Source organism: Denitratisoma sp. agr-D3, assembly GCF_054658675.1.
Genome location: NZ_BAAGIA010000002.1, coordinates 345493 through 367179, shown reverse-complemented (window position 1 = coordinate 367179; position 21687 = coordinate 345493). Strand labels below are relative to the sequence as shown.

Genomic DNA, 21687 nt, shown 5'->3' with positions numbered 1-21687 from the left:
CCTTGAGAAAAATAAGGGTGGGGGTTGGGGGTTATTGGTTGATCACCTGCTTCAGGGCCGGGCCGCCCTCGGCCGGGGTGACGGGCTCCGACTGGAGTCCGGGCCGGACCAGGGGCGGATGGCGGGGGTCGTGCAGGGATGCCACCGCCTCGCCGGCGTAGGACTTGGAACGGTTCACCAGGAAGTCCACCAGGTGGTTGCGGATCCGGTAGTACTGGGGATCGTGGTGGATGGCGGCGCGGGTGCGGTCGCGGGGCATGGTCACCTCCACGATCTCGGCGATCTTGGCCAGGGGGCCGTTGCTCATCAGCAGCACCTTGTCGGCCAGCAGGATGGCTTCGTCCACGTCGTGGGTGATCATGAACACGGTCTGTCCCGTGGCCTGGACGATTTTCAGCAGCTCGTCCTGGATGGTGCCCCGGGTCAGGGCGTCAAGGGCGCCGAAGGGCTCGTCCAGCAGCAGCATCTTGGGCTGGATGGCGAAGGCCCGGGCAATGCCCACCCGCTGCTTCATGCCGCCGGAAAGTTCCGCCGGCTTCTTGTGTACGGCGTGACCGAGGCCCACCATTTCCAGGTAGCGGGTGCTGTGTTCCTCGATCTTGGCCTTGGACCAGTCGGGCCAGCGCGACTTCACGGCGAAGGCGACGTTGCCCAGCACGCTCATCCAAGGCATCAGAGCATGGCTCTGGAACACCACGCCGCGATCCAGGCTGGGGCCCTGCACTTCCCGGTTATCCATGATCACCGTGCCGCCGGAGGCCTCCTCGAGGCCAGCCAGAACGTTGAGGATGGTGGTCTTGCCGCAGCCGGAATGGCCGATGATGCAGACGAACTCGCCCTTGCCAATGCCGAAGTGGATGTTTTCAAAAACGGGGACGGCGTTCCCCTGGGGGGAGGGATAGACCTTGGTCAGGCCCTCGACGCTGAGAAAATGGGATTGCATTGCGTGATTACTCCCGGTAGGTGACCCACTTCTGCAACACGCCGAAGCACTGGTCGAGCACCATGCCCACCAGGCCGATCATCGCCACGGCGAAGATCACGTTGGGCAGGGCCAGGTTGTTCCATTCGTTCCAGACGAAGTAGCCGATGCCGGTGCCGCCCACCAGCATTTCGGCGGCGACGATGACCAGCCAGGCGATGCCCATGGAAATGCGCATGCCGGTGAGGATGGTGGGGGCCGCCGCCGGCAGGATCACCAGGAAGGCCTTGCGCAGGGGGCTCACCTCCAGGGTGCGGGCCACGTTGATCCAGTCGCGCCGCACCGAAGCCACGCCGAAGGCAGTGTTGATCAGCATCGGCCATAGGGAGCAGATGAAGATGACGAAAATGCCGGAGATGTCGGAATCCTTCAGGCTGTAGAGGGCCAGGGGCATCCAGGCCAGGGGCGAGATGGGCTTGAGGATCTGGATGAAGGGATTGAAGGCCTTGAGCAGGAGCGGCGACATGCCGATGGTGAAGCCCAGGGGCAGGGCCACCAGGACGGCGAAGAGGAAGCCCAGGCCGACCCGGCCCAGGGAATAGCCGAGCTGGATGGCGATGCCCTTGTCGTTGGGCCCCTTGTCGTAGAAGGGATCGGACAGGTAGGTGACGAAGGCCTTGGCCACTGCCTGGGGTGGCGGGAAGCCATTGCTCTTCTCCGCCCCCTTGCCCATCAGGGCCGCGTACTCGGCGTCGGCCCCGGCGGCAACCGGGACTTCCTTCTGGTGGGTGGCCACGAACCACGCCCCCAGAAAGACGACGAAGATCAGCAGCGAGATCAGGGCCGCCTTCAGGGTCAGTCGGGAAATCATGGCCGGCTCCTCACGCCTTCTTGATGGCGAAGCTGTTCACGTAGGCGTCGGCCTTGGCAGGGTCAAACTCCTTGCCCATGACCTTGAACTTGCGCAGATTCTCCTTGGGCGGATTCATGCCCAGCTCGCCCATGTACTTGCGGGCGTCGGTGAGCAGGTACACCTTCTCGGCGATGTCCTTGTAGCGCACGTCGCCCTTGACGTAGCCCCAGCGCTTCATCTGGCTGAGAATCCAGTAAGCCATCGAGTACCAGGGGAAGGGGTCGTAATCCACCCGTTCCGGCACGGTCTTGACGTTGCCCAGGCCATCGGCGAACTTGCCGGTGAGCACCTGCTCCAGCACGGCCTTGGGCTGGTTGAGATAGTTGGCCGGGGCCAGCACCTCGGCCATGATCGGCCGGTTCTTCGGGTCCCGGGCCATGGCGGCGGACTTGAGGATGGCCCGGTAGAGGGCGGCGAAGCTGTTGGGGTTCTGCTGGACGAACTCGGCGGGAATGGCGAAGGAACAGCAGGGATGGCCGTCCCAGATTTCCCGGGAGAGGATGTGGATGAAGCCCACCTCGTCGAACACCGCCCGCTGGTTCACCGGATCGGGGCCGAGGAAGCCGTCGATGTTGCCCGCCCGCAGGTTGGCCACCATCTCGGGCGGCGGCACCACGCGCAGTTGCACGTCCTTGTCGGGATCGATGCCGTGCTCCGCCAGGTAGTAGCGCAGCAGGAAGTTGTGCATCGAGAACTCGAAGGGGATGGCGAACTTGAAGCCCTTCCAGTTCTTCGGGTCGCGGTTGCCCTTGTGCTTCATGGCCAGGGTGATGGCCTGGCCGTTGATGTTCTGGATGGTCATCACGTCGGTGGGCGCGGCGTTGGAGCCGATGCCCAGGGAAATGGCCAGGGGCATGGGGGCCAGCATGTGGCTGGCGTCGTATTCCTTGTTGAGCACCTTGTCGCGGATCAGGGCCCAGCCCGCCGTCTTCATCATGGTGACGTTGAGCCCCTCCTTCTTATAAAACCCGAGGGGGTCGGCCATGATCAGGGGGCTGGCGCAAGTGATGGGGATGAAGCCCACCTTCAGGTCCTTCTTTTCCAGCGGCCCCTTCTCCTGGGCCATGGCTTCCAGGGCACCGAAGGGGATCAGGGACGAGATGGCGCCCCAGGCGGTGGACATACCGACCGCCTTGAGGAAACGGCGGCGCTCGCCATCCTCGGGAAACAGGGCGCGCATCACCGCGCCTTGCAGGGCTTCCCGGTTGAGGGCCTCCTCGGCCTGGGCTTGGGCATCGTGTTCGGCCTGGCTGCCGTGGCGTCCGCAGGAACAGGACGTCAGGGCATGATCGGCGTCAAAGGCACTACTGGGGCGTTCGGACATGGCGGTCTCCTGAATGGCGATTGGACGAGGCCTATCCTAGGCGCCTCCCACCGCCCCCGCCATCGCCCGGGCCGGACACTTCGTGTAGTGCTGGCACTACACGATGCCAGCGTCAAGCCGGCCAACGTCCGCCCGGCGCCGCTTATTCCTCCACCGGGCGGGCGGCCCAGTGCTGGGCCAGCACGCCCCCCACCGCCAATTGCAGGGGGTGGTAGATCATGATGGGCATCAGGATCAGGCCCAGGGCCGGATTGGCGCCGAAGATCAGGTGGGCCATGGGCACGCCGGAAGCCAGGGTCTTTTTCGAACCACAGAACACCGCCGCGATGCGGTCCGTCAGGGGCAGACCCAGCAGGCCGGCCAACTGTTTGGTCAGCCACAGCACCAGGGCGAACAGCAGGGCGCTGCCGACGATGGTTTCGACCAATACCAGCAGGCCGTAGTGGGACCAGATGCCCTGCACCACGGAGTCGCTGAAGGAGGTGTAGACCAGCATCAGGATGGTGAGCCGGTCCACGATCTGGATGCGCAACTTGTGCCGGCTGGCCCAGGCACCGAGGATGGGGCGCGCCAACTGGCCCAGGACCAGGGGCAGCACCACCCACAGCAGCAGGTCCACGATCACCGGCCCCACGGCGAAGCCGGCACCGTTGCGGCCCAGCACCCAGGCCATCCACAGGGGGGTGAGCACCACCCCGATCAGGCTGGAGAGGGTGGCGTTGAACACCGCCACCGGCACGTTGCCCCGGGCGGCGACAGTGAGGGCCACCGAGGACGAGACGGTGGACGGCAGCGCGCAGAGGTAGAAGAAGCCCGTTTGCAGGTCGGCGGAGATCCAGTTGCCGCAAGCCTTGAGCAGGGCCAGGCCGAGCAGGGGAAAGATGAGGAAGGTGCAGACCTGGATCAGCAGGTGCACCCGCCAGCGCAGAGCGCCGTCGCGCAGGGCCAACAGGCTGAGGCCGAGGCCGTTGAGAAAGAACACCAGGGCGATGCCCAGTTTGTTGAGCACCTCGGCGTGGAGAAAGCCGCCCTGGGCGCCGGGCTCGGGCCAGAGGAAGGCCAGCGCCACGGCCACCAGCATGCCCTTGAGGAACCAATCGAACTTGAATTTCATGCTGCCTTGCCTTGTGGAAAAAAGCGCGCCCTTGCCCAGAGTGCGGAGGGCCCGACCGCCGGCAGGTCGGGGGGATGAAAGATAGCGGTTTTATCGGCCCCTGTTGCGGCCGAAAGACCCTGCCACAACAGGGGCTAGGGCGTCACCAGGGCGTGCTTGACGGCGTAGAGGGCGATTTCCACGTCGTTGTGGCCGCCGATCTTTTCCAGGATGCGGGCCCGGTAGGTGCTCACGGTGTTGGGACTGAGGGCCAGTTGCTCGGCGATCTGACCGACGCTGTGGCCCTGGGCGATCTGGCAGAACACCTGGTATTCGCGGTGGGACAGCATTTCGTGGGGCAGGCGCTCCACGGGCTGAGCCACTTCTTCCGCCAGGATTTCCGCCAGGGCCGGCGACACCACCCGGCCGCCGGTGGCCGCCTTGCGAATGGCGGCGGCCAACTGGTCCGGGTCGGAACTCTTGTTGAGATAGCCCGAGGCGCGCAGCTTGAGGCAGCGCAGGGCGTACTGCTTTTCCGGGTAGGTGCTGAGGATCAGCACCGGCAGGCGGGGAAATTCGTCCTTCAACTGCTTGAGCACGTCGAGGCCGTCTCGTTGCGGCATGGCGATGTCCAGCAGCACCAGGTCGAAATCCCCCTCCCGCACCAGGCGCAGGGCCTCGGCGCCGCTGCCGGCCTCGGCGGTGACCAGGATGTCGTCGGTGTCGGCCAGGATCTGGCGCAGGCCCTGGCGGACGATGGTGTGGTCGTCGCAGATGAGGATGCGGATCATGGACAGGTCCCCTCGCCGCCGTTGCCGGTCAGGGGCAGCCGCAGGCAGACCCGGGTGCCCCGCCCCGGCTCGCCGTGGATGGTCAACTCGCCGCCGAAATGGCGGGCCCGCTCGCCCATGCCCAACACGCCGTAGGAACGGGGGTGGTTGAGTTCCGCTTCCCGCGCGCCGATGCCGTCGTCGGCGATGTCCACCGTCAGCGCCCGGGCGTCGGCCTCGACCTGGATGCCCACGCTGCGGGCATGGGCGTGGCGGGCGATGTTGCTGAGGATTTCCTGGAAGATGCGGAACACCGCCGTGGCGCAGGCGCCTTCCGGTTCCGGCGCGTCGGGGGCGATCTCCATGCGGATGTCGCAGGCCAGTTCGCTGGCCTCGGCGAACTCCTGGGCCTGCCACTCCAGGGCGGCCCACAGGCCCTGGTGGTCGAGGATGCTGGGACGCAGATCGGTGATGATGCGGCCCACGTTCACCACCGCGGTGTCGATCAGCCGGGCCATGGCCCGGCTTTTCTGCAACAGCTCCGGTCGGTCGGCGAGGCGGTTGCCGAGCCAGCCGGTGTCCATCTTGAGGGCCACCAGCAGGCTGCCCAGTTCGTCGTGCACCTCCCGGGCGATGCGGATGCGCTCCTCTTCCCGTACCGTCTCCAAGTGGGCGGACAGCTCCCGCAACTGTTCCAGGGCGGCGGACAGGGCGGCGGTGCGGTCCTCGACCCGTCGTTCCAGCTCATTCCGGGCCTGGCGCAAGGCTTCCTCGGTGCGCTTGCGCTCGGTGATGTCCACAAAAGTCACCACGGCCCCCTTGATCACCCCGTTCTCGACAATGGGGTAGGAGGAATACTCGGCGTGGAAACCGCTACCGTCGGAACGCCACAGGGGGTCCGTGTCCACCCGGCAGGGTTGGCCCTGCTGGAAGGCGTGGAAGATCGGGCATTCGTCCACCGGGTAATGGCGGCCGTCGGCATGGGCGTGGTGGATCAGGTAGTGCATGTTCCGCCCCAGCACCTGTTCCGGCCGATAGCGCAACAATTCGGCCCCGGCCCGGTTGATGTAGGTGCAGCGGCCATTGAGGTCGATGCAATAGATGCCCTCGCCGGTGGACTCCAGCAGCAGCATCAACTGGTCGCGCCAGAGGGCGCTGTCGGGACGGTCGAGGGGCGGGGTGGCGGGCAGGGCAATGGCGGTCATGGCGGCCATCATGCAACATCCGCCGCCGCGAGGGAAGGCCCTGGCCGGCGGGCTATAATCCGCGCCCCCTCAACGGTCCCGGCTGTTCCGCCGCCGCATTTCCATGAACGTCCTGTTTGAAGATGAAGGTGCCTTCAAGGCCGGTGTCGTCCTGGCCGATCAGAACACCTCGCTCCAGGTGGAACTGCCCAGCGGCAAGCGCAGCAAGGTCAAGGCCGCCAACGTGATGCTGCGCTTTGACGGCGTCGCCCCCGCCGAGCTGATGCAGTCGGCGGAACGGGGCGCCGAGGAGATCGAGACCGATTTCCTCTGGGAAGTCTGCGGCGAGGAGGAGTTCGGCTTCGAACAACTGGCGGAGGAATACCAGGGCCGCAAGCCGACGGCCATCGAGTCCGCCGCCGTGCTGCTGCGCCTGCATTCCGCGCCCATGTACTTCCACCGCAAGGGCAAGGGCCGCTACCGCAAGGCGCCGGCGGACATCCTGCAAGCCGCCCTGGCCGGTCTGGAAAAAAAGAAACAACTGGCCGCCGCCGCCGAGCGCATGGTGGACGAACTCAAGGCCCACCGCCTGCCCGAGGAACTCCGTCCGCTGCTGCAACAACTGCTCTACAAGCCCGACCGCAATCGGTTGGAAACCAAGGCCTTCGAAACCGCCTGCGCCGACCTGGGCGTCTCCGCGCCCCAGTTGCTGCAACAGTGCGGCGAATTGAAGGACACCCACGAATACCACCTGGGGAAATTCCTTTTCGAATATTTCCCGAAAGGGACGGAATACCCGTCCCTTTCGGGAAATCCCGAGCAGGACGCCCCCCTCCCCCTATCCCCCGCCCCAGGGCGGGGGTTGCTGATTAGTCGCCCCCTTCCTCGGGAAGGGGGGCGGGGGGATGGCGCATCCCTTGGCGATGGAGAAGTGCTTGAACTGCCGCTGGCGGCAGTTCAAGCCTTCTCCATCGACGACACCCACACGACGGAGATCGACGACGCCTTCTCTGTGGTGTTCAAGGCCGACGGCGCCATGACCGTGGGCATCCACATCGCCGCGCCGGGCCTGGGCATCACGCCGGATACGGCCCTGGGCAAGGTCGCCCGGGAACGACTGTCCACCGTCTACATGCCCGGGCGCAAGATCACCATGCTGCCCGACGCCGTGGTGGAACGCTTCACCCTGGGCGAAGGCCGCACCGTGCCGGCCCTGTCCCTTTACCTGGAGGTGGCCGCCGATCTGCGCATCCTCGGCCACGAAACCCGTCTCGAAGCCGTGCCCATCGCCGCCAATCTGCGCCACCACGACATCGAGCCGGTGTTCAACGAGGAAACCCTGGCCGCCGGCCTGGGCGACTTCCCCTTCCGCGACGAACTCAAGCGCCTGTGGGAACTGGCCACGGTGCTGGAAGCCGGTCGTGGCGCCACGGGCCAGCAGAACCGCAAGGACTACGGCTTCGTCGTGGATTGGACGCAAACCACCCCTTGCGGCCCCGGCCGCATCGAGATCAGCCAAAGGCCCCGGGGCTCGCCCCTGGACACCCTGGTGGCGGAACTGATGATCGTGGCCAATTCCACCTGGGGCAAACTATTGGCCGAAGCCGGCATCCCCGGCCTGTACCGGGTGCAGACGGCGGGCAAGGTGCGCATGAGCACCGTCGCCGCGCCCCACGAAGGGCTCGGCGTCGATTGCTACGCTTGGTCCTCCTCGCCTCTGCGCCGCTACGTGGACCTGGTGAACCAATGGCAGCTCATCGCCCACCTCCGGGGTGAACCGCCCTTCTTCCCGCCCAAGTCCGCCGACCTGCTGGCGGCCCTGCGCGACTTTGAACTCACCTACGCCGCCTACGCCGAGTTCCAACGCAATATGGAACGCTACTGGTGCCTGCGCTGGCTGGTGCAGGAAGGAGTCAAGACCGCCACCGCCAGCGTGATCAAGGAAAGCCTGGTGCGCCTGGACGACATTCCCCTGGTGCTCAAAGTGCCCTCCCTGCCGGCCCTGGATCGGGGCGCGGGGGTACGGCTGGAGATCGGCGAAATCGACCTGCTGGCGGCCGAAGGCCAAGCCCGATTCCTCGAATTGCTGGCCTCCCCCGCCGCTGATGGTGCTTTCGGCGAGGACGGCGAGGCCGCCCCCGGCGAGTAAAATCGGCGGCCATGCCCGCCCTTTCCCTCGCCCGCCCCGCTCTGCCCATGCCGGCCTTCCTCGCCGCCATGAAGCCCCGGGAACGCCATTTGACCCTGGCCCTGGGCGCCTCCTTCCTGGCCCACGCCCTGCTGCTGACGGTGCACTTCACCTACCCCGACGCCCTGGTCCGGGCCAAGGAACAGGCCCTGGACGTGGTGCTGGTGAACGCCAAGCACAAGAACCGTCCCGACCAGGCCCAGGTCAAGGCCCAGGCCAATCTGGACGGCGGCGGCAATACCGATCAGGACCGCCGCGCCGCGACGCCCCTGCCCCCCTCCCAGCAAACCAAGGAAGGCAACGACCTGGTCGCCGCCCAGCAGCGAGTGGCGGAGCTGGAGGCCCGGCAGCGGCAGATGCTGAGCCAGCTCAAGAGCGACAAGAAAATCCGCAGCCAGGACCGCCAGGAAGACCACCTGCCTCCCCAGCCCCAGGTTTCCGGTTTCGACCTGGCCAATCGGGCCATGGCCATCGCCCGTCTCGAAGCCCAGATCGACCGCCAACTGGACGACGCCAGCAAGCGGCCCCGGATCAAGCACATCACCTCCATGCGCGCCATGGAATACCTGCCGGCCCAGTACATCGAGGACTGGCGGCAAAAGGTGGAGCGGGTCGGCAACCTGAACTACCCCGAGGCGGCCCGGGGCCGGCTCTATGGCAGCCTGGTGGTGTACATCGAAATCAACGCCGAGGGCGAGCTGGTCCGGGCCGAGGTGCAGCGCTCCTCCGGACAGAAGGTGCTGGACGAGGCCGCCCTGCGCATCCTGCGCCTGGCGGCGCCCTACGGCAAATTCTCCAGCCAGATGCGGGAACAGTTCGACGTGCTCGCCTTCGCCCGCACCTGGAGCTTCACCCAGGCCGACCGCCTGCAAGCCCAATAGGAAGGGAATCCCATGGCCCATAAAGACAGCCAACCCCGCCTGGCGGTGCTGATCGACGCCGACAACGCCCAGGCCGGCCTGATCGAGGGCCTGCTCGCGGAAGTGGCCAAATACGGCATCGCCAGCGTCAAACGCATTTACGGCGACTGGACCACGCCCAACCTGGGCAGTTGGAAGACGGTGCTGCTCGAACACTCGATCCACCCCATCCAGCAGTTCCGCTACACCACAGGCAAGAATGCCACCGACAGCGCCATGATCATCGACGCCATGGACTTGCTCTACTCCGGCCGCTTCGACGGCTTCTGCCTGGTGTCCAGCGACAGCGACTTCACCCGCCTGGCCTCCCGCATCCGCGAGGCGGGCCTCACCGTTTACGGCTTCGGCCGGGAAACCACGCCCCAGGCCTTCGTCGCCGCTTGCGACCGCTTCATCTACACCCACCTGCTGCGCGGCGAGCCCACGGCGGAGGCGACCAGCCCCGCCCCCAGCCGCAAGACCACCAACGAACTCAAGCAGGACACGCGCTTGGTGCTCCTGCTGCGGGATGCCCAGGAAACGGCCTCCGACGACAACGGCTGGGCCAACCTCGCCACCGTGGGCAGCCACATCGCCAAGCAGGCGCCCGACTTCGACTCCCGCAACTACGGTTACGCCAAATTGCGCGAACTGGTCGAGGCCACCCAATTGTTCGAATTGGAGTCGCGCCAGATCGGCAACGGCCCGGCCAAGGCCACCTTCATCCGCGACAAGCGACGCAAGGCCGCCACCCCATGACCGATCTTTACGCCGTCTTCGGCAACCCCGTCGCCCACTCCAAGTCGCCCCTGATCCACGGCCTGTTCGCCGCCCAGACCGGGCAGGACCTGCGCTATGAGGCCCGTCTGGCGCCCCTGGACGGCTTCGCCGCCGCCGTGGCGGCCTTTCGCGCCGAGGGCGGCCGGGGCGCCAACGTCACCGTGCCCTTCAAGGAAGAGGCCTTCCGCCTCAGCACCCGCCTGACCCCCCGGGCCGAGGCCGCCGGCGCGGTGAACACCCTGGTCTTTGCTGCGGACGGCATCCTCGGCGACAACACCGACGGCTCCGGACTGGTGGCCGACATCCGCGGCAACGCCGGCAACCCCATCGCCGGCCAGCGGGTGCTGCTGCTGGGTGCCGGCGGCGCCACCCGGGGCGCCCTGCTGCCCCTGCTCGAACAACAGCCAAGCGGCATCTTCATCGCCAACCGCACGGCGGACAAGGCCCGCGCCCTGGCCGCCGCGGCCGGTGGCGGCATCGAGGCCGGCGGTTTCGCCGACCTGGCCGGCCGCCGCTTCGATCTGGTCATCAACGCCACCGCCGCCAGCCTTGCCGACGCGGAGCTTCCCCTGCCCGCCGGCATCTTCGCCCCGGACTGCCTGGCCTACGACATGATGTACGGCAAGGACACGCCCTTCCTGCGCCAGGCGCGGACGGCGGGCGCCCGCACCCTGGACGGCCTGGGCATGCTGGTGGAACAGGCGGCGGAAGCCTTCTTCCTCTGGCGCGGCCTGCGGCCCGCCACCGGCCCCGTGCTCGACAGGCTGCGGCAGGGATGAAGGGTTTGCTCCATCGCGGCAAGCAGCTGCTCGCCCTGCTGGTCCTGTTGCTGCTGCTGTGGCAGGCCTGGTACCTGGGCTGGGTGGTGTGGTGGAAGTTCTTCAATCCGGGCCACACCGCCTTCATGAACCACCGCCTGGCGGAACTGCGGGAGAAGGACCCCAAGGCCGAGCTCAAGCACCAGTGGGTGGATTACGAAAGAATCTCGGTGCATCTGAAGCGGGCGGTGATCGCCTCGGAGGACGACAAGTTCGTGGACCACGAAGGCTTCGACTGGGAAGGCATCCAGAAGGCCATCGAAAAGAACCAGAAGAAGGGCAAGGTGGTGGCGGGCGGTTCCACCATCTCCCAACAACTGGCGAAAAACCTGCTGCTGTCCGCCGCCAAGACGCCCTGGCGCAAGGCCGAGGAAGCCCTCATCACCCTGGAGTTGGAAATGCTCTGGGACAAGCGCCGCATCCTCGAGGTCTATCTCAATTCGGTGGAATGGGGCGAGGGCCTGTTCGGCGCGGAAGCCGCCGCCAAGCGCTACTTCGGCACCACAGCGGCACGGCTGACGGCGGAGCAGGCGGCGCGGCTGGCGGTGATGCTGCCGGCACCGCGCCGCTTCGAGAAGAACCCCTACTCGCCCTTCCTCAACGCCCGGACCGAATCCGTGCTGGCGCGGATGAACTACTCCGAGGTTCCCTGAGGTCGGCCGGGGTCGGCGGACACCGTTGTCGACCCCAAAAATTGCGCCGCTTATCCGGCTGAGTTCGAACCACTGGCGTTGCCCCCGCTACCTAGAATTCCCCCACGGCCATCAAGGCCGGGATGGGAGTTTTCATGCAGAACCTACTGAAGCGCTTCACCCTCGCCCAACGGGTGATCGGCGGCACCGCCGGCGGCATCATCGTCATCTTCACGCTGCTCGTTTCCCTGGTCACCTATCAGACCGGCCACAACGCCGTGGAACAGGCCCAGGAGGACATGCGGGTGCAATTGAACCTGGCGATCTCGACCCTGGACTTCGCCCAGGAGTCCCTCAAGCTACGGGCCAAGGAAACCCTGAAAACCCTGATCAAGACCCAGCCCGGCACCTTCAGCGTCCGCCCCGAGCGGCTGGTGCCCACCGGCAACCAGTCCCTGCCGGAAATCCGCGTCGGCATGGAGATCGGCAATGGCAACCACGCCCTGCTGGAACGCCTGCGCGACATCTATCGGGTGGACCCGGCCCTGCTGGTGCGCCACGGCGACCTACTCTACCGGGCCGCCACCCTGCTCAAGACCCCGGACGGCAACTACCGCGACGGCGAGGCCATCAAGGACGAATACACGCAGAAGGTATTGGCCGGTGAAACCTACGCCGGCACCCTGGAACGCAGCGGCAAGCAGTACGCCCTGATCGCCGAGCCGATCAAGGATGGGGAGGGCAACGTGGTGGGCGCCGTCACCGCCCGTCTCGACGCCGAGGCCAACGTGGCCATCCTCAAGGAGAACCTGCGCAAGATCGTGGTGGGCCGCACCGGCTATGTGTATATCCTGGCCCTGCCCTCCGGCGACGCCAAGGAAGGCCGCATGGTGTTGCACCCGACCCTGGAGAACAAGCGCATGTCGGAAATCAGCGACCCGACCACGCGCAAGATCCTGGAAACCATCCTCGAACAGAAGGAAGGCCAGATGGCCTACGACTGGGTCGACAAGGACGGCACGGCCCGCGCCAAGACCGTGGTGTTCAAGACCCAGAAGGAATTGGGCTGGGTCATCGTCTGCGGCTCCTACGTGGACGAATTCCTCGGTCCCGCCACCACCCTGCGCAACTACCTGATCGCCATTTGCGTGGTGATGGGCATCATCCTCGCGGCCGGCGTCGGCCACTACATTTGGAGCAACCTCAAGCGCCTGCGCCCCGTGGAGGCGGTGCTGGAGGCGGTGGCCCACGGCGACCTGACCCAGAGCGCCCCCTGCCACCCCGAAAGCCGCCACGAGGCCGACGTCATGGCCGGCACCCTGAACCGGGCGACCCAGGGCGTGCGCACCCTGATCGGCGACATCCAGCAGACCACCCAGGGCGTGCAGCAGGGCACCGGCGAACTGGCCGCCCTGTCCCACACCATGCGCGAAGCCATGGCCGAGCAGGCCACGGCCGCCACCAGCATGTCCGCCGCCACCGAGCAACTATCGGTCAGCATCGACCACGTGGCCCACAACGCCAATCACGCCCTGGAACTCACCCACCAGACCGTGGCCAGCGTGGACCAGGGGCGCGGCACGGTGCACGACACCATCGGCTCCATGGAGGAAGCCGCCGGTCTGGTCAGCCAGGCCGCCGAGCGGGTGCGCGACCTGGGGACGCAAAGCCAGGAGGTGCAGGGCATCGTCGAAACCATCCAGGCCATCGCCGAGCAGACCAATCTGCTGGCCCTCAACGCCGCCATCGAAGCGGCCCGGGCCGGCGAGGCGGGTCGCGGCTTTGCCGTGGTGGCCGACGAAGTGCGCAAGCTGGCGGAAAAGGCCAACACCTCCGCCCACGACATCGGCACCATCCTCACCGCCATCCAGGGCCAGGTGGCCAACGTCAGCGGCGACATCGAAACCGCCTCGGCCAAGGCCCAGGACAGCGCCACTTTGTCGCGCAACGTCGAGGAAGCCCTGTCCGCCATCGAGCAACGCTCGCGGGAAGTGATGGCGGCGGTGAACGACATCGCCGACGCCGCCCGGGAACAAAGCCGCGCCGGCCACGAAATCGCCCGCCAGGTGGAAAACGTGGCCCACCTGTCCGAATCCACCCACGAACTGACCGGCCAGGCCGACAGCCTCACCAGCCAGCTCAACGAACGGGCCGCCGCCCTGGCCGAGGAAGCCGCCCGCTTCCGCACCTGAGGCAACGGAGCCCCTGCCTCAGGGCGCGGGGAACTCCAAACGGAAGCACACGCCCCGGCCCGAGGCCGGGGTGTTGATGGCAATATCCGCCCGATGGCGCCGGGCCACTTCCTGCACGATCGCCAGTCCCAGGCCGGTGCCGTCGGCGCCGCTGCCGCCCAGACGGAAGAAGCGCTCGAAGATGCGCGCCCGCTGGGCCTCGGGAATGCCGGGGCCGTCGTCCTCCACCTCCAGATAGCAGATGCCCGCGGCATCCTGGCCGCAGCGGGCCGTGACATGGCCGCCGACGGGGGTGTAGCGGATCGCGTTGTCGAGCAAGTTGGCCAGCAGCTCCCGCAGCAGCCAGGCGGAGCCCCGCACTTCGGCGCGGCGGGTCTCAAAACCCAGATCGATCTGCTTGGCCAGGGCCGCGTCGAGGAACTCCGAGGCGGCTTCCTCGCACAGGGCCTCCAGGTCCACCCGCTGGAACTCATGGGCCAGGTCGGCCTCGGGGGAGGAGCGGGCCAGGGCCAGCATCTGGTGGGTCAGGTGGGACAGGCGACGGAAGGCATCGCGCAGTTTTTCCATGCGCGGCCGGGCCTCCGCCGGCAGGTTGTCTGCTGCCAGGTCCAACTGGGTTTGCAGGCCGGCGATGGGGGTGCGCAACTGGTGGGCGGCATTGGTCAAAAAGGCCTGCTGGGCTTCGTGGGCGGCGCGCAGATTGCCCATCAGCTGATTGATGGCGGCCACCAGGGGCCGCACCTCGCCGGGCACGGTGGTGTCGGGCAGGGGACGCAGGTCCCCCGGCGCACGACGGGCGATGGCGGCGCCAAGATCGTTCAGGGGCACCAGAGCCAGACGCACGCCGAAGAACACCGCCAACAGGGTAGCCGCCACCAGCAGCAGATCGGCGGTGGCGGTCTTGGTGGCGGCCTGGGTGGCGGCCTTTTCCCGTTTGTGCACGGTCTCGGCCACCACGATCACCGCCTCGCCGCCGCTGCCCCGGGCCCGATAGGTGACGGTGCGCACGCTCTGGCCCTTGAGCACGTCGTCGGTGAACACCGGATTGGCGCCGTCGTTTGCCGCCGCCTTGTTGTCCAATTCGGCGTCGCCGGCGATGCGCTGGCCATTGCCGGCGAACACGGCGAAGAACACCTGGTCGATGGGGTCGATGCGCAGCATGGCCTCGGCGGAAGGCGGCAGGTCCACCCGCAGCTCGCCGTGGTGCACGCCGATCAAGGCCGCCAGGGCCACGGCGGAACTGGCCAGGGCGTGGTCGTAGGCCTGGTTGGACTGGGCCAGGTTGCTGCGGTAGTCGGCCAGGATGGACAGGGCCGAGAGCAGCAGCAGCGGCGCCAGCAAAAACAGCATCAGCCGTCGGCGCAGGCTGGCGCCGGGGCCCCTTAACAGGGACTCAAGGAGCGGGGTGGTCATCGATGCGGTAGCCGATACCGCGCACGGTACGGATCGACACGCCGTCCACGGCGGCTTCCCGGCAACTCTGGTCGAGCTTGGTGCGCAGGCGGGAAACGTAGATTTCGACGGCATTCAGGGTCAGCTCGTTGTCCCAGCGGGACAGGCTTTCCACCAGCTTCTGCTTGTTCACCACCTTGGGCGCCGCGAGCATCAGCTGTTCCAGGATGTCCCACTCGCGCCCCGTCAGTTCCAGGGGCGCCGCGCCGATGTGGGCGCTGTGGGTGGACAGGTCCAGCACCAAGGGCCCCAGGGCCAGTTCGGAACTGGCCACGGAGCGGCTGCGCCGGATCAGCGCCCGCACCCGTGCCAGCAGTTCCGGCAAGAGGAAGGGCTTGGTCAGGTAGTCGTCGGCCCCCAGGTCGAGGCCGGCGATGCGGTCCTCCATCGCGTCCCGGGCGGTGAGCACCAGCACCGGCACGGCGATGCCGCGCCTGCGCAGGCGGCGGATCAGTTCCAGGCCGTCCATGCCGGGCAGGCCGATGTCCACCAGGGCCAGGTCATAGGCGGTGTGGGCCAGAGCCCCTTCCGCCGGCTCGGCGGCGGCCACCCGATCCACGGTGAAACCGCTGCCGCTCAAGCCTTCCACCAGGCCGGCGGCCACGGTGTCATCGTCTTCCACCACCAGGATGCGCATGGAACCCCCTTCGTCTTATTGCGGCACGTTGTTCTCGCCGCCGACATTATCCGCGTTGCCGCGCAGGCCGCGCAGGGCGAGGACCGGAAGCAGGGTCAGGGTGAACAGGGTGGCGGTGATGACGCCGCCGACGATGACCACGGCGAAGGGACGCTGGGTCTCGGCGCCGATGCCGTGGGACAGGGCGGCCGGCAGCAGGCCCAGGCCGGCCATCAGGGCCGTCATCAGGATCGGCCGCAGACGGGAGACGGCGCCGTCCATGACGGCCATGAACATGCCCTTGCCGTTGTCCACCTGGCTGATGATCTCCTCCAGCAGGATCACCCCGTTCTGCACCGAGATGCCGGCCACGGCGATGAAGCCCACGGCGGCGGACACCGACAGGTGCAGCCCGGCCAGGCCCAGGGCGAACAGGCCGCCGGTGACGTTGAAGGGCAGTAGCAGCAGCACCATGCCGGCGAAGCGGACCGAGCGGAAGGCCCAGAACAGCAGGGCGAAAATGCCCAGTAGGGAGGCTGGCACGATCACCGCCAGGCGCTTCATGGCGCGCTGCTGGTTCTCAAACTGGCCGCCCCAGACGATGCGGTAGCCCTCGGGCAATTTCACCTGCTGCTTCACCTTGGCCATGGCCTCGGCGACGAAGCTGCCCTGGTCGCGGCCCTGGAGGTTGGACTTCACCGCCACCAGGCGGCCACCGGCCTCGCGGGCGATGCGGGAGGCGCCTTCGCGCACTTCCACCGTCGCCACCTCGCCGAGGCGGATGGTGGCGTTGCCGTCCTTGTCGCCGGGCAGGGGAATGGGCAGGGCGGCGATGTCCTCCACGCTCTGGCGATAGTCTTTGGCCAGGCGCAGGGTCAGGTCGAAACGCCGCTCCCCTTCATAGAAGCCGCCGGCCACGGCACCGCCGAGGGCGGTCTGGACCACGCTGCCGACATCGTTCACCGACAGACCGAGACGGCCCAGCTTGACCCGGTTGGGCACCACCACCACTTCCGGCTGGCCGCCGGGCAGCACCGCCGCCACGTCGCGGCTGCCCTCGGTGGCGCGCAGGATGGCGGCGATCTGCTGGGCTTTGTCCTGAAGGATTTCCAGGTCGGGGCCGAACACCTTGACCGCGATCTCGCCCTTCACCCCGGACAGGGACTCTTCCACGTTGTCCTGGATCACCTGGGAGAAGTTGGTGGGCAGGCCGGGAATGTCCTGCATCTTGCGATCCATGTCCGCCACCAGGGCTTCCTTGTCCTTGAAGCGCCATTCGTCGCGGGATTGCAGGTCGGCCAGGATTTCGATGTTGTTGGGGCCCTTGGGGTCGGTGCCGTCGTCGGGGCGGCCGACGTGGCTCATCACCGTCTTCACCTCGGGGTAGCCGCGCAACACGTCGCGCACGTTGCGCTCCACCTCCTTGCTGAAGTCCAGCGAGGAGCCGGGGGGCAGGGAAATGGTGATCCACAGGTTGCCCTCGTCCAGCTTGGGCAGGAATTCGCTGCCGAGGGACAGCATCACCGCCAGGGCCAGGCCCAGGGCGGCCAGGGCCGAGGCGATGGCGGGACGCACGTCGCTGGTCAGGCGCATCAGCAGGATGCGGTAGCGATGCTGCAAGGCGTCCAGCCAGCCGATGTGGCGCTCGCGCAGGTCGGCGCGCACCACGGCGTAGGAGAGCAGGGTCGGCGCCAGGGTCAGGGTCAGCAGCACCGCGCCGATCAGGGAGAAGGACAGGGTCAGCGCCACCGGCGAGAAGATGCGCCCCTCCACCCGCTGGAAGGTGAAGATGGGCAGGAAGGCCAGGATGATGATGGCCTTGGAAAACAGGATGGGCTTGGCCAGGCTGGTGGTGGTGGCGCGCAGCACTTCCAGGCGCCGGCCCAGCACGTATTCGGGCCGGCCTTCCACGTGGTGCACGGCGAGACGCACCATCAGCGCCTCCACCAGCACCACGGCGCTGTCGATGATGATGCCGAAGTCCACCGCGCCGAGGGAGATCAGGTTGGCCGGCACGCCCTTCAGGTCCATCAGCATGAAGGCGAACAGCAGGGTGAGGGGAATGATGGTGGCCACCACCAGGGCGGCGCGCCATTCCCGCAGGAAGATGATCAGCACCGACACCACCAGCAGCGCCCCCACCAGCAGGTTCTCGCTGACGGTATGCACAGTGTGCTTGACCAGCTCGGTGCGCTGGTAGATCGGCACCAGGCTGTAGCCCTTGGCCAGGCCGCCCTGGTTGAGGCTGTCCACCACCTCGCGCACCCGCACCACCACCTTGGACGGATCCTCGCCCTTGGTCATCAGCACGATGCCTTCCACCACGGAGTCCTGGTCGTTCACCGCGACGATGCCGGAACGGGGCCGGTCGCCCTCGGTCACCTTGGCCACGTCGCCGACGGTGACGGTCTTGCCGTCCTTGGCCTGGATGGTGGCCAGACGCACGTCCTCCAGACTGCGGAACAGGCCGCCGAGACGGATCACCAGCCCTTCGTCGCCCCGCCGCAGCAGGCCGCCGGAGGCGTTGCCGTTGTTGTTGGCCAGGGCCTGCTGCACCTGGTCCAGAGTGATGCCGTAGCGGGCCAGGGTGCGGGCGTCGGCCTGGACCTGGACCTCCTTCACCGCGCCGCCGAAGCTGGTCACGTCGGCCACGCCCGCCACCCGGCGCAGGGCGGGCCGGATCACCCAGTCCTGCACGGCGCGGATCTCCCGCGGCGCGGTGCCTTCCGGCGCCTTGATCACATAACGGTAAATCTCGCCCACCGCCGTGGTCAGGGCGCCCAACTGCGGCGAGGCCCCGGCCGGGAAGTTCACGTTCTGCAACTTCTCCAGCACCTGGTTGCGGGCGAAGTAGTCGTTGGTGCCGTCGGCGAAGGTCAGGGTCACCACCGAGAGGCCGGTGATGGACACGGAGCGCACGTTGGTGGCCTTGGGCACGCCGCTCATTTCCCGCTCCACGGGAATGCTGATGGAGCGTTCCACCTCCTCCGGCGATTGGCCCGGATACTGGGTCACCACCTGGACCTGGACGTCCTGCACGTCGGGGAAGGCTTCCACCGGCAGGTCCTGGAAGGCGCGGAAACCGGCCACCGCCAGGGCAAAGACCATCACCAGCACGAACAGGCGCTGGCGGATGGCGAAATTGGCAAGCTTGGCCAGCACCTATTCGGCTCCCGCCAGTTCGGAGGCCAGCAGCATGGCGCCCTTGACCACCACCTTGTCCCCCTGGCGAATGCCCTCGCCGTCAGCCAGGTAGGCCATTTCCCGTTCCTGGCGCAACAGCTTCACCGTGCGCCGTTCCAGCTCGCCGGGGGTCGCCTCGACGAAGACGGCAGTGGTCAGGCCCTGGGTCAGCAGGGCGGTGGTGGGCACCCGCAGGGCCGGGGCGCCGTCCTTGGCGAGCAGGGAAACCCGCACGTACATCTCGGGACGCAACTGGCCGTTCTTGTTGTCCACCTTGGCCCGGGCCACCACCCGGCGGGTGACCGCGTCCACCGCCGGGGCGATGCGCTCGATCTGGGTATTGCGCACCTCGGCGCCGGCATCGGTGACGAAGCTCACCTTGTCGCCAGGGTGCAAGTTCTGGGCATCGGCCTCGGGCAGGTCCACCAACAGGGTCAGCTCGGCCAGGCCGGCCACCACGAACAGGGGCGCGGCGGCGTCGCTGCGGGCCTCGGTGCCGGGATTGGCCTGGCGGTCCACGATCACGCCGTCGAGGGGGCTGCGCAGGGTCATGGCGTCGCCGCCTTGGCCGATGCTGCCCAAATTGGCGAGACGGGCCTTGGCCCGCTCCAACTCGGCCCGGGCCGCCTTGGCGTCGGCCTGGGTGGATTCGAATTCGCGGCGGGACAGGGCCTCGTCGGCCAGCAGACGCTCGGCCCGCTGCTCGGCCTGGGTCTTGGCCGCGGCGTCGGCCTCGGCACGGCGCAGGTCGGCCACGGCGGCGGCGTGGTCGGGGGCATCCAACAAGGCCAGCACGTCGCCCTTGCGCACCCGGTCGCCGACGTTGACCAGCACCTTGAGCAGGCGGCCGTTCACCGGCGCGAACACCCGGGCGGTGGCGTCATCGGCGGAGGCCAGCCGGCCGTTGAAGGGGCCGGCGGCGGGCAGGGGCGCCAGTTCCGCCGTGTCGATGCGGAGGAAGGCCCGCTGTGGCGCATCGGTGGCCAGGTGCAGGCGGTTGCCGGGTTCCTTGGCCACCACCGGTGCCGCCGGCTTGGCCCGTTGGGCCAGCCAATACCAGGTCGCCCCACCGGCGGCGAGGGCGAGGGTGAAGGCCAGGAGCAGGGGATATTTGAGCAGTGCTTTCATGGTGCCGAGGTTTCCGTGCCGGCCGCCAGCGTGGCATCGCCACGGTTCCACCAGCCGCCGCCCAGGGCCTGGAACAAGGCCGCCGTGTCGCCCAGGCGCTGGGCGCGGCTCTGGGTCAGGTTGAAGGAGGCCTGCCGCCAGGCTTGTTCCGCCGTGAGCAAGGCCAGGGTATCGCTATAGCCGGCGGCCTGCTGCTTGCGCGCCAGGTCGTAGGCCTTGCGCGCCGCAAGTTCGGCACGCTGGGCCGCTTGCAGATTGGCGGCGTCGGCCTGGAGCGCCAACAGGGTGTCGGCCACGTTCTGGAAGCCAGCCAGCACCGTGGCCCGGTACTGGGCGCCGGCCTGGTCCAGGGCCGCCTCGGCGGCACGCTGGCGATGGCGCAGGGTGCCGCCGTCGAACAGGGTCTGGGACAGGGTGCCGACCACGCTGAAGAACTTGCCCGTATCGGCGAACATCTGACCGAAGTGGGCCGCCTGACCGCCCAGGTTGGCGCTGAGGGCAAACTGGGGCAGGCGGTTGGCCACGGCCACGCCGACCTGGGCGCTGGCGGCGTGGAGCAGAGCCTCGGCGGCGCGGATGTCGGGCCGCTGCCGCACCAGTTGCGAGGGCAAGCTGAGGGGCAGTTCCCGGGGCAGTTGCAGGGCGTCCAGGGTGAAGGTCTGGGCCAGTTCCTGGTCGGGGCCCTTGCCCGTCAGCAGGCGCAGCAGGTTGCGGGTCTGTTCCAGTTGCCGGGTCAGGGGCGGCAGCCACTGTTCGGCCTGGGCGGCCTGGCTTTCCTGCAAGGCCAGGTCGAGGCCGCTGGCGTAGCCGGCCTCCTGGCGCCGGCGCAGCACGGCCAGGGCGCGGGCATTGCCCGCCACCATGGCCTGCACCGCCTCGATCTGGGCGCGCAGGGCGGCTTCCTGAATGGCGGCGGCCACCACGTTGCTGGCCAGGGTGATGTAGGTGGCTTCCAGCACGTAGCGTTGGGCCTCGGCCTGGGCTTCCAGGGCTTCCACCTGGCGGCTGTTGGCGCCGAACACGTCGGCGCTGTAGCCGACACTGAGCTGGGCGGTGTGGAAGTTGTAGATCACCGGCGCGGTATAGGGCGCGCTGCCGCCCTGGTTGGCGGGCTTGCCGGTCTGGGCGGCGATCAGGGTGCCGTCGCCCTGGATGCCCGGCGCGGCACCGCTGTTGTTGCCGGCGACCTTGGTCCGGCTGGGGGCATAGCTGGCCTGCACCACCGGATAGAAATAGCCGCGCTGGGCCGCGACGTTTTCCTGGGCCTGGCGCAGGGCGGCCTGGGCGGCCTCGATGTCGGGATGGCTGGCGAAGGCCTCGGCGATCAGTTGGTTGAGGGCCGGCGATTCGAACAGGGTCCACCATTGGGCGACGATGTCCGCCCCCGGGGCCAAACGCTGGTCGGCGATGGTCGCCAGGGGACGCGGGCTGTAGCCGGCAATGGCGGGATCCGCCGGACGTTGGAAATCCGGCCCCACGGCGCAGCCGGCGAGGAGGGTGCCCAGGGCGATGCCGGCGGAAAGACGGAGTCGGATTTTCATGAGGGGGCGAACCGTACGCGAGGCAGACCTTCTATTACCTGACAAGGGAGGC

General features: G+C 67.8%; 17 protein-coding genes. 6 read left to right on the top strand and 11 right to left on the bottom strand.

The genetic code is table 11. The features are described 5' to 3' along the window. Positions 1-31 precede the first annotated feature (31 nt). From ACYQ2U_RS06730 to ACYQ2U_RS06705, 6 genes are all read right to left on the bottom strand, one after another. The gene (locus ACYQ2U_RS06730) at positions 32-943 is read right to left on the bottom strand and encodes an ABC transporter ATP-binding protein (protein WP_459949589.1); all 912 of its coding nucleotides are present in this window, start codon (positions 941-943) and stop codon (positions 32-34) included. Positions 944-950: 7 nt separating this feature from the next. Continuing rightward, positions 951-1793: a nitrate ABC transporter permease gene (gene ntrB, locus ACYQ2U_RS06725; RefSeq protein ID WP_459949588.1), complete on the bottom strand. Its 843-nt coding sequence runs from the start codon at positions 1791-1793 to the stop codon at positions 951-953. A 10-nt stretch (positions 1794-1803) separates the two neighbouring features. Further along, positions 1804-3159, bottom strand: a complete 1356-nt coding sequence (locus ACYQ2U_RS06720) for a CmpA/NrtA family ABC transporter substrate-binding protein (protein ID WP_459949587.1) — start codon at positions 3157-3159, stop codon at positions 1804-1806. 142 nt (positions 3160-3301) lie between these two features. Continuing rightward, positions 3302-4273 carry a bile acid:sodium symporter family protein gene (locus ACYQ2U_RS06715; protein WP_459949586.1) on the bottom strand — a complete coding sequence of 324 codons (972 nt, stop codon included), beginning with the start codon at positions 4271-4273 and terminating at the stop codon, positions 3302-3304. 134 nt (positions 4274-4407) lie between these two features. Continuing rightward, the gene (locus ACYQ2U_RS06710; protein ID WP_459949585.1) at positions 4408-5043 is read right to left on the bottom strand and encodes a response regulator; all 636 of its coding nucleotides are present in this window, start codon (positions 5041-5043) and stop codon (positions 4408-4410) included. Next, complete coding sequence (locus ACYQ2U_RS06705) at positions 5040-6239, bottom strand: sensor histidine kinase (protein WP_459949584.1); 1200 nt, start codon at positions 6237-6239, stop codon at positions 5040-5042. The genes ACYQ2U_RS06710 and ACYQ2U_RS06705 overlap by 4 nt, the downstream gene beginning before the upstream one ends. Before the next feature lie 91 nt (positions 6240-6330). On the opposite strand from ACYQ2U_RS06705, the gene ACYQ2U_RS06700 reads away from it, so the two are divergent. The 6 genes from ACYQ2U_RS06700 to ACYQ2U_RS06675 all read left to right on the top strand — a co-directional run bounded on the left by ACYQ2U_RS06700 (position 6331) and on the right by ACYQ2U_RS06675 (position 13715). Next, positions 6331-8355 carry a ribonuclease catalytic domain-containing protein gene (locus ACYQ2U_RS06700; RefSeq protein ID WP_459949583.1) on the top strand — a complete coding sequence of 675 codons (2025 nt, stop codon included), beginning with the start codon at positions 6331-6333 and terminating at the stop codon, positions 8353-8355. A gap of 11 nt (positions 8356-8366) precedes the next feature. Continuing rightward, a complete protein-coding gene (locus tag ACYQ2U_RS06695; protein ID WP_459949582.1) occupies positions 8367-9275 on the top strand; it encodes an energy transducer TonB in 909 nt (302 codons plus the stop codon). Between the two features lie 12 nt (positions 9276-9287). Next, positions 9288-10052, top strand: coding sequence for an NYN domain-containing protein (locus tag ACYQ2U_RS06690; RefSeq protein ID WP_459949581.1), 765 nt, complete (start codon positions 9288-9290; stop codon positions 10050-10052). Continuing rightward, the gene (aroE, locus tag ACYQ2U_RS06685; RefSeq protein ID WP_459949580.1) at positions 10049-10852 is read left to right on the top strand and encodes a shikimate dehydrogenase; all 804 of its coding nucleotides are present in this window, start codon (positions 10049-10051) and stop codon (positions 10850-10852) included. The genes ACYQ2U_RS06690 and aroE overlap by 4 nt, the downstream gene beginning before the upstream one ends. Further along, the gene (gene mtgA, locus ACYQ2U_RS06680) at positions 10849-11544 is read left to right on the top strand and encodes a monofunctional biosynthetic peptidoglycan transglycosylase (protein ID WP_459949579.1); all 696 of its coding nucleotides are present in this window, start codon (positions 10849-10851) and stop codon (positions 11542-11544) included. Before aroE ends, mtgA begins: the two co-directional genes overlap by 4 nt. Positions 11545-11678: 134 nt before the next feature. Then, positions 11679-13715 carry a methyl-accepting chemotaxis protein gene (locus ACYQ2U_RS06675; protein WP_459949578.1) on the top strand — a complete coding sequence of 679 codons (2037 nt, stop codon included), beginning with the start codon at positions 11679-11681 and terminating at the stop codon, positions 13713-13715. 18 nt (positions 13716-13733) lie between these two features. On the opposite strand, the gene ACYQ2U_RS06670 is transcribed toward ACYQ2U_RS06675, so the two are convergent. The 5 genes from ACYQ2U_RS06670 to ACYQ2U_RS06650 are packed head-to-tail and all read right to left on the bottom strand — an operon-like array spanning position 13734 to position 21635. Continuing rightward, complete coding sequence (locus tag ACYQ2U_RS06670; protein WP_459949577.1) at positions 13734-15128, bottom strand: sensor histidine kinase; 1395 nt, start codon at positions 15126-15128, stop codon at positions 13734-13736. Beyond that, positions 15109-15804, bottom strand: coding sequence for a response regulator (locus tag ACYQ2U_RS06665; RefSeq protein ID WP_459949576.1), 696 nt, complete (start codon positions 15802-15804; stop codon positions 15109-15111). Before ACYQ2U_RS06665 ends, ACYQ2U_RS06670 begins: the two co-directional genes overlap by 20 nt. A 15-nt stretch (positions 15805-15819) precedes the next feature. Further along, positions 15820-18945, bottom strand: a complete 3126-nt coding sequence (locus ACYQ2U_RS06660; RefSeq protein WP_459949575.1) for an efflux RND transporter permease subunit — start codon at positions 18943-18945, stop codon at positions 15820-15822. After that, positions 18946-20094 carry an efflux RND transporter periplasmic adaptor subunit gene (locus ACYQ2U_RS06655; protein WP_459949574.1) on the bottom strand — a complete coding sequence of 383 codons (1149 nt, stop codon included), beginning with the start codon at positions 20092-20094 and terminating at the stop codon, positions 18946-18948. Then, positions 20091-21635 carry an efflux transporter outer membrane subunit gene (locus tag ACYQ2U_RS06650; protein WP_459949573.1) on the bottom strand — a complete coding sequence of 515 codons (1545 nt, stop codon included), beginning with the start codon at positions 21633-21635 and terminating at the stop codon, positions 20091-20093. The genes ACYQ2U_RS06655 and ACYQ2U_RS06650 overlap by 4 nt, the downstream gene beginning before the upstream one ends. Between the last annotated feature and the right edge of the window lie 52 nt (positions 21636-21687).

What these genes read in the sequence shown, in the direction of transcription:
- mtgA (WP_459949579.1), top strand. Translation starts at nt 10,849, where the DNA reads ATGAAGGGTTTGCTCCATCGCGGCAAGCAGCTGCTCGCCCTGCTGGTC.
- ACYQ2U_RS06665 (WP_459949576.1), bottom strand. Translation starts at nt 15,804, where the DNA reads ATGCGCATCCTGGTGGTGGAAGACGATGACACCGTGGCCGCCGGCCTG.
- ACYQ2U_RS06715 (WP_459949586.1), bottom strand. Translation starts at nt 4,273, where the DNA reads ATGAAATTCAAGTTCGATTGGTTCCTCAAGGGCATGCTGGTGGCCGTG.
- ACYQ2U_RS06675 (WP_459949578.1), top strand. Translation starts at nt 11,679, where the DNA reads ATGCAGAACCTACTGAAGCGCTTCACCCTCGCCCAACGGGTGATCGGC.
- ACYQ2U_RS06655 (WP_459949574.1), bottom strand. Translation starts at nt 20,094, where the DNA reads ATGAAAGCACTGCTCAAATATCCCCTGCTCCTGGCCTTCACCCTCGCC.
- aroE (WP_459949580.1), top strand. Translation starts at nt 10,049, where the DNA reads ATGACCGATCTTTACGCCGTCTTCGGCAACCCCGTCGCCCACTCCAAG.
- ACYQ2U_RS06700 (WP_459949583.1), top strand. Translation starts at nt 6,331, where the DNA reads ATGAACGTCCTGTTTGAAGATGAAGGTGCCTTCAAGGCCGGTGTCGTC.
- ACYQ2U_RS06650 (WP_459949573.1), bottom strand. Translation starts at nt 21,635, where the DNA reads ATGAAAATCCGACTCCGTCTTTCCGCCGGCATCGCCCTGGGCACCCTC.
- ACYQ2U_RS06720 (WP_459949587.1), bottom strand. Translation starts at nt 3,159, where the DNA reads ATGTCCGAACGCCCCAGTAGTGCCTTTGACGCCGATCATGCCCTGACG.
- ACYQ2U_RS06695 (WP_459949582.1), top strand. Translation starts at nt 8,367, where the DNA reads ATGCCCGCCCTTTCCCTCGCCCGCCCCGCTCTGCCCATGCCGGCCTTC.
- ntrB (WP_459949588.1), bottom strand. Translation starts at nt 1,793, where the DNA reads ATGATTTCCCGACTGACCCTGAAGGCGGCCCTGATCTCGCTGCTGATC.
- ACYQ2U_RS06710 (WP_459949585.1), bottom strand. Translation starts at nt 5,043, where the DNA reads ATGATCCGCATCCTCATCTGCGACGACCACACCATCGTCCGCCAGGGC.
- ACYQ2U_RS06705 (WP_459949584.1), bottom strand. Translation starts at nt 6,239, where the DNA reads ATGATGGCCGCCATGACCGCCATTGCCCTGCCCGCCACCCCGCCCCTC.
- ACYQ2U_RS06690 (WP_459949581.1), top strand. Translation starts at nt 9,288, where the DNA reads ATGGCCCATAAAGACAGCCAACCCCGCCTGGCGGTGCTGATCGACGCC.
- ACYQ2U_RS06670 (WP_459949577.1), bottom strand. Translation starts at nt 15,128, where the DNA reads ATGACCACCCCGCTCCTTGAGTCCCTGTTAAGGGGCCCCGGCGCCAGC.
- ACYQ2U_RS06730 (WP_459949589.1), bottom strand. Translation starts at nt 943, where the DNA reads ATGCAATCCCATTTTCTCAGCGTCGAGGGCCTGACCAAGGTCTATCCC.